The 13,187-nt window shown below is 74.4% G+C and carries 14 protein-coding genes; 8 read left to right on the top strand and 6 right to left on the bottom strand.

The window, feature by feature from the left end:
* Positions 1-7: 7 nt before the first annotated feature.
* Positions 8-688: an alpha/beta fold hydrolase gene (locus tag ICW40_RS01830; RefSeq protein WP_221652119.1), complete on the bottom strand. Its 681-nt coding sequence runs from the start codon at positions 686-688 to the stop codon at positions 8-10.
* 258 nt (positions 689-946) lie between these two features.
* Here ICW40_RS01830 and ICW40_RS01825 point away from each other — a divergent pair, with 258 nt between their 5' ends.
* The 6 genes from ICW40_RS01825 to ICW40_RS01800 all read left to right on the top strand — a co-directional run bounded on the left by ICW40_RS01825 (position 947) and on the right by ICW40_RS01800 (position 5,976).
* Entirely contained in the window at positions 947-2,155 is a 1,209-nt protein-coding gene (locus ICW40_RS01825; protein ID WP_221652118.1) for an SHOCT domain-containing protein, read from the top strand.
* Between the two features lie 8 nt (positions 2,156-2,163).
* Positions 2,164-3,411: a TFIIB-type zinc ribbon-containing protein gene (locus tag ICW40_RS01820; protein ID WP_260458633.1), complete on the top strand. Its 1,248-nt coding sequence runs from the start codon at positions 2,164-2,166 to the stop codon at positions 3,409-3,411.
* Entirely contained in the window at positions 3,404-3,733 is a 330-nt protein-coding gene (locus ICW40_RS01815; RefSeq protein WP_221652117.1) for a hypothetical protein, read from the top strand. The genes ICW40_RS01820 and ICW40_RS01815 overlap by 8 nt, the downstream gene beginning before the upstream one ends.
* Positions 3,734-3,794: 61 nt before the next feature.
* Entirely contained in the window at positions 3,795-4,217 is a 423-nt protein-coding gene (locus tag ICW40_RS01810; RefSeq protein WP_221652116.1) for a hypothetical protein, read from the top strand.
* Between the two features lie 120 nt (positions 4,218-4,337).
* Positions 4,338-5,450 carry a pirin family protein gene (locus ICW40_RS01805; protein ID WP_221652147.1) on the top strand — a complete coding sequence of 371 codons (1,113 nt, stop codon included), beginning with the start codon at positions 4,338-4,340 and terminating at the stop codon, positions 5,448-5,450.
* 64 nt (positions 5,451-5,514) lie between these two features.
* Complete coding sequence (locus tag ICW40_RS01800) at positions 5,515-5,976, top strand: hypothetical protein (protein ID WP_221652115.1); 462 nt, start codon at positions 5,515-5,517, stop codon at positions 5,974-5,976.
* Between the two features lie 10 nt (positions 5,977-5,986).
* Here ICW40_RS01800 and ICW40_RS01795 read toward each other — a convergent pair whose 3' ends face one another.
* Complete coding sequence (locus ICW40_RS01795) at positions 5,987-6,868, bottom strand: class I SAM-dependent methyltransferase (RefSeq protein ID WP_221652114.1); 882 nt, start codon at positions 6,866-6,868, stop codon at positions 5,987-5,989.
* 165 nt (positions 6,869-7,033) lie between these two features.
* Between ICW40_RS01795 and ICW40_RS01790 the strand changes: the two genes are divergently transcribed.
* A complete protein-coding gene (locus ICW40_RS01790) occupies positions 7,034-7,735 on the top strand; it encodes a winged helix-turn-helix transcriptional regulator (protein WP_221652113.1) in 702 nt (233 codons plus the stop codon).
* A gap of 213 nt (positions 7,736-7,948) precedes the next feature.
* Positions 7,949-8,539 (top strand): dienelactone hydrolase family protein, encoded by a 591-nt coding sequence (locus ICW40_RS01785; protein ID WP_221652112.1) that lies wholly within the window; start codon positions 7,949-7,951, stop codon positions 8,537-8,539.
* A 72-nt stretch (positions 8,540-8,611) separates the two neighbouring features.
* On the opposite strand, the gene ICW40_RS01780 is transcribed toward ICW40_RS01785, so the two are convergent.
* From ICW40_RS01780 to ICW40_RS01765, 4 genes are all read right to left on the bottom strand, one after another.
* Positions 8,612-9,472, bottom strand: a complete 861-nt coding sequence (locus tag ICW40_RS01780; RefSeq protein ID WP_221652111.1) for an SDR family NAD(P)-dependent oxidoreductase — start codon at positions 9,470-9,472, stop codon at positions 8,612-8,614.
* Positions 9,473-9,583: 111 nt separating this feature from the next.
* Entirely contained in the window at positions 9,584-10,795 is a 1,212-nt protein-coding gene (gene dinB, locus ICW40_RS01775) for a DNA polymerase IV (protein WP_221652110.1), read from the bottom strand.
* 35 nt (positions 10,796-10,830) lie between these two features.
* Positions 10,831-11,991, bottom strand: coding sequence for a winged helix DNA-binding domain-containing protein (locus ICW40_RS01770; RefSeq protein ID WP_308121565.1), 1,161 nt, complete (start codon positions 11,989-11,991; stop codon positions 10,831-10,833).
* Positions 11,992-12,030: 39 nt separating this feature from the next.
* Positions 12,031-13,089 (bottom strand): Gfo/Idh/MocA family protein, encoded by a 1,059-nt coding sequence (locus ICW40_RS01765; protein ID WP_221652109.1) that lies wholly within the window; start codon positions 13,087-13,089, stop codon positions 12,031-12,033.
* Positions 13,090-13,187: the final 98 nt, after the last annotated feature.

The following is a 13,187-nucleotide window of genomic DNA, read 5'->3' as shown; positions in this document are numbered from 1 at the left end:
CCGCGCGTCAGCCGGCGAGGTAGCGCTCGAGCTGCTCCGCGACCTCCGTCGGGTGGCTGAGGGCGACGCAGTGGCAACCGGGGATCTCGTCGGCGACCACGCCGAGGCGCTCGGCCGCGACCCGGCGCTGCAGGTCGGGCGGGAAGAAGTGGTCGTCGCTGCACAGGACGACCCTGGTCGGCACGTCGGGCTGGTGATCGAGCGGCCACGGGTGGTCGTACGACGCGCTCGACTGGCCGCGCGCGCGGCTCATCGCCTCCTCGGCGAGCGGCCTCGGGACGCCGTTGTAGTAGGCGACGAACGGGTCGTCGTTGCCGGTGAGGCCGCCGTCCTCCGCCGCCCGGGCCGCGACGGCCTCCCCGTAGCCCGTGGCGTCCCACCAGTCGGCGGGCGGCTCGCCCGGTGCGGGGACCATCCCGGCGAGGTAGACCAGCGCACGGACCGGCAGCCGGTCGGCGACCAGCGAGGCCGTGAACCCGCCGAAGGAGTGGCCGACGACGACGACGTCACGGCGGTCGCCGATCGCCTCGACGACCGTGTCCGCCGTCTCCGCGAGGCCCTTCGTCTCGTCCTCGCACGGCAGGTCCGGGGCGACGACGTCGTGCCCGCGCGCCCGCAGCTCGGCCTCGACCAGGTGCCAGGACCAGCCGACGTCGCCACCCCCGTGGATCAGGACGAACGTGGCCACGACGACCTCCTCGGTGCGGTCCCGCCCGCACGGACCTCGGTGCGACGTCCGTCCCGGACGGCGGCGTCCGCCGGTCGGGTGAGCCGCGCGCGAGGTCCCCCGGCGGCGGCCTCCCCTGCCGATAGAGTGCCACGGACGTCGGCCCGACCCTCCCCCGGGGCAGGTGCGGGGCCGCGGCTCGGTACAGGGCTGTTCGACGACGCGGCGCTCGACGCCGCGGCGCACGGCCGGACGGCTCGTCACAGTTGGAGGATTTCGATGGGATTCATCAAGGCCTTCTCCGGCGCGATCGGCGGCATGCTCGCGGACCAGTGGAAGGACTTCCTGGCTCCCCCGGCGAACCTGCCGCCCACGGCCGCGCTCTTCCCCGCGGTGCCCCAGGGCCAGAACGCCGGCCGCGGCTCGAACACGCGGGGCTCCGAGAACATCATCACCAACGGCAGCCGGATCCTCGTGCCCGAGGGCTTCGGGCTCCTCACCTTCCAGGACGGCCAGCTCACGGGCCTCGTCGCCGAGCCGGGCGGCTTCGTCTTCACCTCCGACGACCCGAACTCGCAGTCGGTCTTCGCGGGCAACGACCTGCTGAGCTCGACGGTCACGATGTCCTGGGAGCGGTTCAAGTTCGGCGGCCGTCCCGGCACCCAGCAGCTCGCGTTCTACGTGAACCTCAAGGAGATCCCGAACAACCGGTTCGGCACGCAGTCGGAGATCTACTGGGACGACGCCTACCTGGGTGCCCAGGTGGGCGCCATCACCCGGGGCTCGTACTCGCTGCGCATCGTCGACCCGATCCTCCTCGTCAAGCAGTTCGTCCCGCTGACGTACCTGACCGCGGGCGCGCGGGTGTTCGACTTCACGGACCTCGACAACGACGCCGCGAGCCAGCTGTTCAACGAGGTCGTCGGGTCGCTCGCCGCGGCGTTCTCGAACTACACGAACGACCCCGCCAAGGGGAACCGGATCGCCCGCATCCAGGGCGACGCCGTCGGGTTCGCACAGTCGCTCACGTACGCCGTCGAAGAGGGCTACCAGTGGACGACCGCGCGCGGCATCACGATCGTCAAGGTCGCGATCCAGTCGATCGAGTACGACGAGGACACGCGCGCGCTCCTCAGTGACGTCAAGAAGGCCGATGCGCTGGGCGGTGCACGCGGCAACTCGTTCATGCAGCAGGCCGCGGCGCGGGGCTTCCAGGCGGCGGGCGAGTCGGGCGGCGGCGGCGCCGGGATGGCCGTCCTCGGCATGGGCGTCAACGCCGCGGCCGGCGCGGCCGGGGCGTTCCAGCAGCCGAACGTCCCGCCCGCCCACCAGCAGCAGGCGGCCACGCCGCCGCCCCCGCCGCCGCCCGCGGCCCCGGCGCCGGAGGACCCCGTCGCGAAGCTCACCCAGCTCAAGGCGATGCTCGACCAGGGCCTGATCACCGACGCCGACTACGAGGCCGCCAAGGCCAAGGTCCTCGGCCTCTGACCTCGACCATGGACCGCCAGGACCCGATCGGCGCGGCCCCGCCGCCGCCGCCGCCCCCTCCACCGCCACCCCCTCCGCCGCCGCCCGGACCACAGGTCGTCCGGACGGACGAGGGCGCCAAGGACGGGCTGACCAAGTGCGTCCGCTGCGGCGCGACGGAGATCTCGCTCAACGTCGCGACGGGCATGCTGCGCTGCGCCTACTGCCGCTTCGAGTGGCAGAGCGCCGGCGCGATGCAGACCTTCGGCCTGGACAGCGCGATCGGGGACCTCACCGGGGTCGTCATCGGGTCCGGTTCGGCGGACATCATCCCGTCGACGGCGGAGGTGCTGACGTTCAAGTGCACGGCGTGCGGCGCCGAGGTGGTGGTCGACACCAACGAGAGCACCCAGGCCCGCTGCCACTGGTGCCGCAACACGCTGTCGATGAACCAGCAGATCCCGAACGGCGCCGTCCCCGACATGGTCCTGCCGTTCCGGCTGACCAAGCAGGACGCCGTCACGCGCATCGCCGAGTTCGTGAAGAAGCGGACCTTCTTCGCCCACCCCCGGTTCAAGCAGGAGTTCAACCCCGAGAACGTCATGGGCGTGTACCTGCCGTACATGGTGGTGGACGTCAACGCGCACGCCGTGCTCGTCGGGCAGGGCGAGCACGAGACGCGGTCCTACACGGTGAAGAGCGGCGACAGCCGACGCCGGGTCTACGACGCGGACGTCTACGACGTCGCGCGCGAGTTCGACATCCACATCGACGACCTCACGGTGGAGTCCTCTCGCGAGCGGCTCGACCAGAGCACGTCGCGCAACTCCAACAACATCATCAACTCGGTCCTGCCGTTCGACGTCGAGAACGCGGTCCGCTACGACTCCAACTACCTCGCGGGCTTCGCGTCCGAGCGTCGTGACAGCAACATCGGCGACCTGACGCCGATCGCGACCGTGCAGGCGGAGGACGTCGCGCGGCACAAGGCCAACGAGACGCTCGAGTTCTACGACCGGGGCGTGCGCTGGGACCAGGAGCACGTGCAGGTCAAGGGGCAGCGCTGGGTGTCCGCGTACCTGCCCGTCTGGCTGTACAGCTACCAGCAGAAGAAGTCCGGCGACCGCTCGTTCCTCCACTACGTCGCCGTCAACGCCCGGACGGGCGAGACCATGGGCAGCGTCCCCGTGAACCAGCCCAGGCTCCTGCTGGTGTCCGCGGGCGTGCAGGTGGTCGGCACGGTCCTGTTCGCGATCGTCATGCTGGTGGGTGGGTGAGATGGTCCTCAGCGCGTGGATGGCGTCGGGGTACCAGGTGCTCGCGTCCGGCTCGTCGGACGGCGACGCGACCGGCTGGGCCTGGTTCCTGCTCCTCGCCGGGCCGATCTTCTACGGGGCGATGTTCGTCAGGTACCGGAACACCGACAAGCGCCACAAGCACGAGTCCGAGACGAGGGCGACGATGCACGACGTCCGTGGCTCGGACCAGTACCACCGCTCGCTCAAGGGCGTCTCGCACTCCTCGATGAAGGGCGCCAACAACGAGGAGGTCCGCGGCGCCCGGGTCGGGATCGCCCGGTCGCTGGGTCTCGGGGACTGACGCCGCGGGCGCGTCCTGTGGACAGCGGCCGCGCGGCGTCGGCGGCCGCGAGGCTCGGCGCATGACGACACCCTCGCTGCCCACCACCGTCCGCTCGCAGGCCGACCTCGAGCTGTTCTGGCGCACGGCCATGGAGCCGCTCGGCTTCTCACGCCCGGCCCTCTGGATCACGTTCATCCGCGACGGCGAGCCGTCCGGCGTGCTGATCGAGATCACCGACCTGCCCCGCACGCCCCAGGTGGAGGACCTGGACGGCTTCGCGGCCATGCTCGACGGCATCGCGGCCGAGCACCCCGGTGCCTCGGCGGCGATCCTCCTCGCGCGGCCGGGACGTGGCGGCGTGACCGGTCGCGACCGCACCTGGGCCGCAGGCCTGCGCGCGGCCGCGGAGCGCGCCCACGTCGCGTTCGAGCCCGTGCACCTGGCGACCGACGACACGCTCGTGCCCGTCACGCCCGACGACCTCGCGGGCGTGACCGCCTGACGACCGCGGCGCGCAGCGGTCCGTCGCCACCCGTCCACGTCCGGGGCTAGCCTCGACGTGGCGGCCGCGACGGCCGCGGAGGTCGCCGTGCGCACGCCGGCGCCGGCCCTGGAGGACGTGATGACGAACCTCGAAGCGGTCGCCGTGGAGCACGACGGCGTACCGGTGGGCTGCGGCGACGACGTCTCGGTGCTCGAGCCTCGTGACGTGCCGCTCGGCGGCATCCGGGCGATGACCGTGCGCCGCACGCTCCCCCAGCGCGCCCGGTCCTTCATCGGCGCGTGGTGCTTCCTCGACCACTACGGGCCCGACGACGTCGCGGTCACCGGCGGGATGCGCGTCCCGCCGCACCCGCACACCGGGCTGCAGACGGTGAGCTGGTTGTTCTCGGGCGAGGTCGAGCACCGCGACAGCCTCGGGACGCACGCGTTCGTGCGACCGGGCGAGCTCAACCTCATGACCGCCGGGCACGGCATCAGCCACTCGGAGGACTCGACCGACGCGACCCGGGTGCTGCACGGGGTCCAGCTGTGGACCGTGCTCCCGGAGCGGCACCGCGACACGGCGCCGCGGTTCGACCACCACGTACCGCCGGCCGTGCCCCTCGAGGACGGCGTCGTGCGCGTGTTCCTCGGCACGCTCGCAGGTTCGACGTCGCCGGTGCCGACCTTCTCGCCGCTCGTCGGCGCGGAGGTGGTGCTCGGCGGCGGGTACAGCCACACGTTCGACGTCGACCCGTCGTTCGAGCACGGGGTCCTCGTCGACACGGGGACGGTCGAGGTGAGCGGCACGCCCGCCCGGGACGAGGGCGGGGCGGCCACGGCAGTGGGCAGGGACCACCTCGCCTACCTCCCGCCGGGCGCGGGCAGGCTGACGCTGCGCGCCGTGGGCGCCGACGCCCGCGTCGTGCTCATCGGTGGCCTGCCCCTCGACGAGCGCATCGTCATGTGGTGGAACTTCATCGGGCGCGACCACGACGAGGTCGTCGCCGCGCGCACGCAGTGGCAGACGGAGATCGGCGCCGACGAGACGGCGATCCGGGCCGACGGCGACCCCCTCGCCGGGGACACCCGCGGCGCGGACCTCGCGGCACCCCAGGGCATCCCTGCGGGCGCGGTGCCGTCACCGTCGTCCGGCGCGCCGACCGGCCGGTTCGGCACGGTCGCCGGTCACCCGCACCCGCCGCTGCCCGCACCCCCGATCCCCCAGCACCGCCTCAAGCCGCGCGGCTGACCGGACGGAGGACCGTCGGCCACTACGCTCCCCCCGACGACCAGCCAGCCGCCCGGGAGACCCGATGTCCGCGAAGTCCGACCTGCTCGACCACGTCGCGCCCCTGCTCGCCGACGGCGAGCGCGTCGTGGCCCTCACCACCGTGCAGGTGAAGGGCGGCGCGAAGCGCGACTTCGCGAAGAAGACCCTGGCAGGCGCCGCAGCCTCGATGGCGACGCTCGCCGCGACAGGCGGGACCGTGGGTCTGCTCGTGACCGTGGTCCCGCCCGCTGCATGGTTCGTCGGCACGACCGAGCGCGTGATGCTCGTCGAGCGCACCGCGATGGGCGCCGGGATCGGACGCACCATCTTCATGGCGCCGCGGGCCGCGCTCCAGGTCCGGCTGAAGTCGCTCCTGCTCAACGAGATCACGCTGGCCGACCCGAGCGACGGGCAGTCCCTCGTCCGGCTCAACGTCGGCGTGAAGAAGGGCGCCGCCAAGCAGATCGTCGCGGCCGTCGAGGGCACGGCCGACGGGTCCCTCTGAGCCGGCGCCCTCAGCTGCGGCGAGCGGTCACGAGGAGGTACTCCCAGTCCGTGACCGTGCTCCCGCTGCCGCGGTCGAAGCGGCGGACGAGGTCGGCGAGCTCGCGGTCGAGCTCGGCCGTCCGCGCGGCGTCGTCGGCGAGGCCGCGGTAGGCGGCGATCGTCGGGCCGTACCGCGCCTTGAAGTAGTCGCGGAGGTCCTCCGGACGGTCGAAGCGGTCGACGACGAGCTCGCGCCGCACCGCCCGCAGGTCCGTGACCCGGTCGCCGAGCAGCGACCGCACGTGGTCCTCGTCGCCCCACAGCGGGGGCGGCTGCACACCCGCGGGCGGCGGCGGCACGAACGCCTTCATCGTGGCGAACATCTGCCCGAGGAACCCGCTCGGCGTCCAGGCGATCAGCGCGAGGGTGCCGCCCGGCCGCAGCACACGGATCATCTCGTCCGCGGTGCGCTGGTGGTGCGGCGCGAACATCGCCCCGACGCACGAGACGACGGCGTCGAAGGTGCCGTCCTCGAAGGGCAGCGCCTCGGCGTCCGCCTCGCGCCACTCGAGCTCCACGCCGCTGCGAGCGGCGGCCGCTCGGCCCACGTCCAGCAGCTCGGGCGTGAGGTCGGACGCGACGACCTGGGCGCCGGCGAGCGCCGCCGGGATCGCCGCGTTGCCCGAGCCGGCGGCCACGTCGAGCACGCGGTCACCGGGCCCGATCGCCGCCGCCCGCACGAGCACGTGCCCGAGCTCCGGGATGAGCTCCGTCGCGACGGACGGGTAGTCGCCCAGCGCCCACATGGTGCGGTGCCTGGCCTTGAGGGCCCTGTCCTGGTCGGCAGCGGAGGGCCGGCTCGCCGGGGCCGGGGCCTCCGGCGTCGGCTCGGCCTGCGTCTGTGCAGTCATGGTCTGATCCTTCGTCGGGGGCGCGGTGGAGGTTCTCCCACCACCGCCGAACGTAGGAACCACGCGGTCGCGCGACGAGTACACGATCTGTACCCCGGCGGTACACGATCTGTACCGCCCGCACCCGGTCTTACCGGCGGCACGGGCGAGGGCTAGCCTGCGGTGATGGGGTCGCCGTACCACCAGTTCTGCCCGGTCGCGAAGACCATGGAGCTGCTCGACGAGCGGTGGACGATCCTGGTCCTCCGCGAGCTCATGGCGGGCAGCGAGCACTTCAACGACCTCCGCCGGGGCCTCCCGCGGATGTCGCCCACCCTGCTCTCGAAGCGGCTGCACCGCCTCGTCGCCGGTGGGGTCGTGCTGCGCACCGCGGACGCCGGCGAGATCCGCTACCGGTTGACCGCCGCCGGCGAGGAGCTGCGCCCGGTCGTCGAGGCGCTGGGCGCATGGGGCACCCGCTGGATCCCCGAGCTGGCCGACGCCGACCTCGACCCGCGGCTTCTCATGTGGGACCTCCACCGCCGCGTCGAGGCGGCGAACGTCCCGGCCGGCCGGACGGTCGTCCGCTTCACGTTCCCCGCCCTGCACGGCCGGGAGCGCGACTGGTGGGTCGTCATCACGCCGCCCACCGCGGACGTGTGCGACGTCGACCCCGGCTTCGACGTCACGGTCACCGTCACGGCGGAGCTGCGCGCCCTCGTCCTGGTCTGGCGCGGCGACCTGGCGTGGGGCGAGGCCATGCGCTCGGGCGGGGTCGCGCTCGACGGCCCGCAGGACGCCCGCCGCGCCCTCCCCCGCTGGTTCGCGCTCTCCCCGTTCGCCCAGGTGCCGCGCGTCGCCGCCGAGCCCGTCGGCGCAGGCGCCTGAGCACCGTCGAGGTCGGCTCGTCCCCATCGCGCGACCGTGTCGGGCGCTCGGCCCCGGTCGCGCGTCGGGCAGGGGCGGGACGTCGGATCGGTCGTGCCCGCGATGATGCCGTGGACCCGATCACCGGCCCACCGCCTGGGCATCTCGGTGGCGGTGGCGGCCCGCCCTAGTGTTGGTGGTCCGTTCGAACATCGTCGTCCAAGGAGTCTAGAGATGGCCGAGGTCGTGCTCTTCCACCACGTGCAGGGACTCACCGACGGGGTCCGGGCCTTCGCCGACGCCCTGCGCGCGGGCGGCCACACGGTGCACACGCCCGACCTCTTCGACGGGGCGCTGCCCGAGACGGTCGAGGAGGGCGTCGCCGCGGTCCAGGCCATCGGCGGCGACGTCCTGGACACGCGCGCGGACGACGTCGTGGCCGCCCTGCCCGACGCCGTCGTGTACGCCGGCTTCTCGTGGGGCGGGGCGACCGCCCAGCGACTCGCGCAGACCCGGGCCGGGGCGCGCGGCGCCCTGCTGTACGAGACCTGCGTCTCGCTGACGGCCGAGTGGTCCTTCGGCCCCTGGCCGGACGGCGTCCCCGTCCAGGTCCACGGGATGGACCAGGACCCGTTCTTCGCGCTCGAGGGCGACCTCGACGCCGCGCGCGAGCTCGTGGCGACCGTCGGGCCGGAGCTCGCGGAGCTCTTCGTCTACCCCGGCGACCGCCATCTCTTCACGGACGGCTCGCTGCCGTCCTACGACGCGGACGCGACCTCGCTCGTCGTCGAGCGCTCGCTCTCCTTCCTCGACCGCCTGGGCTGAACGACTCGGTCGAGCGGTCCGTGCCGGCGTCCGGACGCCCGCCCCGCGGCCGCGTGCGGCCGACCGGGCTCGTCACCCGTCCGACTCGGCGCCCTCACCACGCGGCTTGCTCAGCGCACCGTGCATCGCGGCGCTCGCCGTCTCGGGCAGCACGCGCGACATCGCCGTCTGGCTCTTGCCCTTGCCGCCGACGACGACGCGCGCCTTGCCCTTCATGAGCGCCTTGTAGCCCTTCTTCGCGGCCTTGCTCGCCGGGTCCTTCGGACCCTTGCCGAGCAGCGAGTCCTCGAGCCCGCCGCGCTCGAAGAACTCCGTGTCGGTGGGGCCCGGCTGGAGCGCCGTGACCGACACCCCGACGTCCTTGAGCTCGCGCCGGATGGCCTCGGTGAAGGACTGCACGAAGGCCTTGGACGCGGCGTAGGTCGCGTTGTACGGGGCCGGCATCGACGCCGCGACCGACGACGTGACGAGGACCTTGCCGTCGCCGCGCGCGACCATGGCCGGCAGCAGCCGGTGCGCGAGGTGGACGACCGATCGCACGTTGAGGTCGACGAGCCGCAGCTGGTCCTCGACGGGCGCGCCCAGGAACGGCCCGCCGACGCCGACGCCGGCGTTGAGGACCAGGACGTCGATCGAGCGACCCAGGGCGAGGGTCTCGCGGACGACGTGCTCGACGCCGTCGGCCGTGGCGAGGTCCGCGCGGACCTCGACGACCGTCATGCCCGAGGAGCGCAGCTGCAGCGCGGCGTCGGTCAGCTCCGCGTCCTCGGCGACCGCGACGAGGTCGTGGCCGTCGCGCACCAGCAGCCGCGCCAGCTCGAGGCCGATGCCGCTCGACGCGCCGGTGACCAGCGCCAGCGGCCGGTCGGCCGTGGCTGCGGGGTCTGCCGTCGTGGCCGTCGCGTCAGGGGTGGGGGTGCTCGTCTCGCTCATGCTTCCTCCGGGTCCGGACGCGTCCCGTGTCGTCCGGGCTCGCCGCCTCAGGGTGCGTCCGCTCCCCGGGCCCGGCAACCGGACGGCCCGACCCGCACCCCCCGCACGTCCTCACGTCCCGTCACCGTCGGGCAGGAGCGGCACCGCGATGCCCTCGCCGCCGCTCAGCAGGCTCGCGCGGGTCACCGCGCGGCTGCCGAAGCGGGCCGCGACGGCGTCGACCGCCTGGTCCAGGCCCGAGCGGTCCGGCGCGTCGAGCTCGAGCACGGGCTGCACCACGGCGTCGGACTCGAGCCCGGAGAGCGCCACGCCGACGAGCGTGAGCCCTCGCTCGCGGACGAGCGGCCCCGACGCGTCCAGCAGGCGCAGGGCCACGGCCGCGACGTCCCGCCCCGTGCCGGTCCCGTGCCGGAACGAGTGCGACCGCGTCGCGCGCGTGTAGTCCGCGAACCGCAGGCGCAGCGTGACCGTGCGCGTCGTGCGGTGCGCGGCGCGCAGGCGCCGGCACACGCGGTCGACGAGGCCCAGCAACGCCGCGCGGACGAACGCGTCGTCGTGCGGACCGCGTCCCAGTGCCCGCTGCGCGCCGATCGACCCGCGCGAGCGACCGGTCACCACGTGCTCCGACGCCCGGCCGTGCACGACGGCGTGCAGGTGGTGCCCGGCCGCGGGCCCGAGCAGCCCGACCAGGACCTGCTGGGACAGCGCGGCGACGTCGCCGGCCGTCGTCAGCCCGTACCCGCGCAGGCGGCCCGCGGTGACGTCGCCGACGCCCCACAAGAGCTCGACCGGCAGGGGGTGCAGGAACGCGTCCTCCTCGTCGGGCGGCACGACCATGAGACCGTCCGGCTTCGCGACCCGGCTCGCGACCTTGGCGAGGAACGGCGTGCGCGCGACGCCGACCGTGATCGGCAGGCCCACCTCGTCGCGCACCTGCGCGCGCAGGCGCGCCGCGATCGCCGCCGGCGCGACGTCGATCCGGTGCAGGCCCGCGACGTCGAGGAACGCCTCGTCGATCGAGACGCCCTGCACCTGCGGCGTCGTCCGGTGGAAGATCTCGAAGACCGCCCGGCTCGCCTCGACGTACGCGTCGAACCGGGGCGGGACGACGACGAGGTCCGGGCAGAGTGCGCGCGCCTGCCGGCCGCCCATCGCGGTCTGCACGCCGCGCCACTTGGCCTCGTACGACGCGGCGAGCACCACCCCGCCGCCGACGGCGACCGGGCGCCCGCGCAGGCGGGGGTCGTCGCGCTGCTCGACGGCCGCGTAGAACGCGTCGAGGTCCGCGTGCAGGATCGCCGCCCGGCGCGGCTGGTCGGTCACGGGGTCATCGTGCGCCCGGGGTCCGACACGCGCCCTCAGGCCGGGAGCACCTGCACGTGCGCCCCGTCGAACGCGCCCCCGCCCTTGGCCCACCAGTGCCCGTACCGGCCGTACAGGCCCGGCTCGCGCGGGGCGAGCAGGGCGCACAGGTCACGCGCCTCGCCGGCGAGCGCTGTCCAGGCGTCGTCGGGCAGGGCGTGGAAGGCGCTCACCTCGATCCCCTCCCCGACCGGCCGCCACACGCCCGCGACCCGGCCGTCCACGAGGACCGTCGGCAGGACGTCGCCGTTGACCCGGACCACGGTGGAGCGGTACTCGAGCGGCAGCATCCGGGCCCCGTCCGCGTAGGCGAGCAGCGTGCTGTCCCACATCGCCATGAGCCGCGGCGGGGCGGGCGTGTCCTCCGACGGTCGCGGGGCGCCCGGGACGTCGACCAACGCAGCCCCGTCGCGGCCGACGAGCGTCTCGAGCGCGTCCCCTAGCCCGGCGACCGCGGCCCGGACGCGTGCACGCCCGACCAGCGTGAACCGCGCGACGTCGAGCACCGAGGCCGGACCGAAGCCCTCGAGGTAGCGGCGGACGAGCACCCGGAGCCCCTCCTCCTCCGCCGCCGGGTCGGGCCGACCGGCGGGCAGGCCCGACGCGACGTACGCGGGGCGGTCGCCGAAGGACCACGGCCCGCCCGTCGGTGCGTGCCGCAGGGGCGCGAACATCCGCAGGGCCCTCAGCACGGTCTTGGGCGGTGCGTCCGTCCGGCTCGCGATCCACGCCTCGAGCTCGGCGTTCGAGCGCCCCGTGCCGAGGTGCTCGAGCAGCGCAGGGACCAGGCCCTCCGCCACGGGGAGCGTGGAGCCGGCCGTCCGCACGTCCGCGGCCCGGTCCTCGACGCGCGGCCCGCGCAGCGTGGGCTGGAGCGCCGCGTACACCGCGCCGTGGTCCTCGCGGTGCACGGCGTGGAGCGTGGCGCGCATCAGGGTCGCCTTGACCACCGTGCCGTCGGCGAACGCCTCGTCGAGCTCGGCGGGGTCGAACCCGGCGACGCGGTTCCACAGCGCCAGGTAGGGCGAGGCGGGCTGCTGCGCCTGGACGGCGACGACGCGTCGGACGGCGTCCGCGACGCCGATCGGCTCGCGGCGCAGCAGCAGCTGACGCGCGAGCGTCGCACGGTTGAGCGCCCGCACGCTGATCCGCGTCACGCGGTCATCCTGCCCGACGGCGTCGGCCGTGGGGAGACGTCAGCCGGCGCGCGGCGGCAGCTGCGGGACGCGGACGACCGCCCGCTCGCGCGCGGCGGTGAGCATCGACTCGACGAACGCTGCCGCCGCGGCACCGGCCCGGCCGGGCGCGGGGTTCTCCGTCCGGCCGGCGACCACGTCGGCGAGGACCCTGGCCGGCAGCCAGGTGCGCGGCGGGTCCTCCTCCTCCGGCCCGCGCAGCTCGACGACGACGCCGTCACCGCGACGCCACGTCGCACGGCCCGTGAGCATGTCCTGGTCCACGACGCCGTGCGTGCCGAGATAGCGGATCCTGTGCTGCTCGCCGCCCGACTCCCCCGCCGTGCCCGTCGACGTGACGACCCCCGTGGCGCCGCCGGCGAACCGGAACGACGCCGCGTCGTCCACGTCCACCTCCTGGCCGCGGTGGTTCGTGAAGGCCGCGACCTCGGCGACCTCGACGCCGGTCATCCAGCACACCATCCCCATGACGTGGGTCAGCTGCGTGTGCGCCTGGCCGCCGCCCTGATCGGCGCCGTAGGTGCCGGGATGCTGGTCCTCCGCGGCGCCCTCGCCGTCGTCGTCCTGCTCGGCGGCCGCGAAGAGACCCTGCGTGCCCGAGCTGAACTCGGCGATGACCTGGACGAGCTCGCCGATGCCCTCCTGCACCGCGTCCCGCACGAGGCGGGAGACCGGCGCGTACTGGTCGGTGTAGCCGACGGCGAGCGGCACACCCCGGCGCTCGGACCGCGCGACCAGGTCGAACGCGTCGGCGGCCGTCGTCGTCAGCGGCTTCTCGACGAGGACCGCGACCCCCGCGTCGAGCGCGGCGGACGCGATCTCGTGGTGCGTCACGTGCGGCGTCGCGACGACGACGCCGTCGGGCCGCAGGTCGAGCAGGTCGGCGACGTCGGCGACGACGCGGACACCGCCGTGGCGCTCGGCGACCTCACGCGCCCGGTCGGTCCGCGGGTCGCACAGCGCGACGAGCTCGGCGCCCTCGTAGGCCGCGAGGGACGGGATGTGGTGGTTGGCGGCCCACCAGCCGGTGCCGACGACGGCGATCCGCGGCGCGTCCATGGCGTGACGGTACGTGCGCGCCTCACGCGATGCTCGACGAGCGGCGGGGTGTGGTGCGACTCTCGGGTGTCGGCCCCGACGGCCGGCGCGGCACGACG

Origin of the sequence: Actinotalea ferrariae (assembly GCF_019733465.1) — a bacterium.
GTDB classification, from domain to species: domain Bacteria; phylum Actinomycetota; class Actinomycetes; order Actinomycetales; family Cellulomonadaceae; genus Actinotalea; species Actinotalea ferrariae_A.
This window is presented reverse-complemented; position numbering and strand designations above follow the sequence as displayed.

Excerpts from the sequence above, each read along its gene's own strand:
- ICW40_RS01765 (WP_221652109.1), bottom strand. The coding sequence starts at position 13,089 with ATGGACGCGCCGCGGATCGCCGTCGTCGGCACCGGCTGGTGGGCCGCC.
- ICW40_RS01820 (WP_260458633.1), top strand. The coding sequence starts at position 2,164 with ATGGACCGCCAGGACCCGATCGGCGCGGCCCCGCCGCCGCCGCCGCCC.
- ICW40_RS01805 (WP_221652147.1), top strand. The coding sequence starts at position 4,338 with ATGACGAACCTCGAAGCGGTCGCCGTGGAGCACGACGGCGTACCGGTG.
- ICW40_RS01790 (WP_221652113.1), top strand. The coding sequence starts at position 7,034 with ATGGGGTCGCCGTACCACCAGTTCTGCCCGGTCGCGAAGACCATGGAG.
- ICW40_RS01810 (WP_221652116.1), top strand. The coding sequence starts at position 3,795 with ATGACGACACCCTCGCTGCCCACCACCGTCCGCTCGCAGGCCGACCTC.
- ICW40_RS01800 (WP_221652115.1), top strand. The coding sequence starts at position 5,515 with ATGTCCGCGAAGTCCGACCTGCTCGACCACGTCGCGCCCCTGCTCGCC.
- ICW40_RS01785 (WP_221652112.1), top strand. The coding sequence starts at position 7,949 with ATGGCCGAGGTCGTGCTCTTCCACCACGTGCAGGGACTCACCGACGGG.
- ICW40_RS01780 (WP_221652111.1), bottom strand. The coding sequence starts at position 9,472 with ATGAGCGAGACGAGCACCCCCACCCCTGACGCGACGGCCACGACGGCA.
- ICW40_RS01825 (WP_221652118.1), top strand. The coding sequence starts at position 947 with ATGGGATTCATCAAGGCCTTCTCCGGCGCGATCGGCGGCATGCTCGCG.
- ICW40_RS01795 (WP_221652114.1), bottom strand. The coding sequence starts at position 6,868 with ATGACTGCACAGACGCAGGCCGAGCCGACGCCGGAGGCCCCGGCCCCG.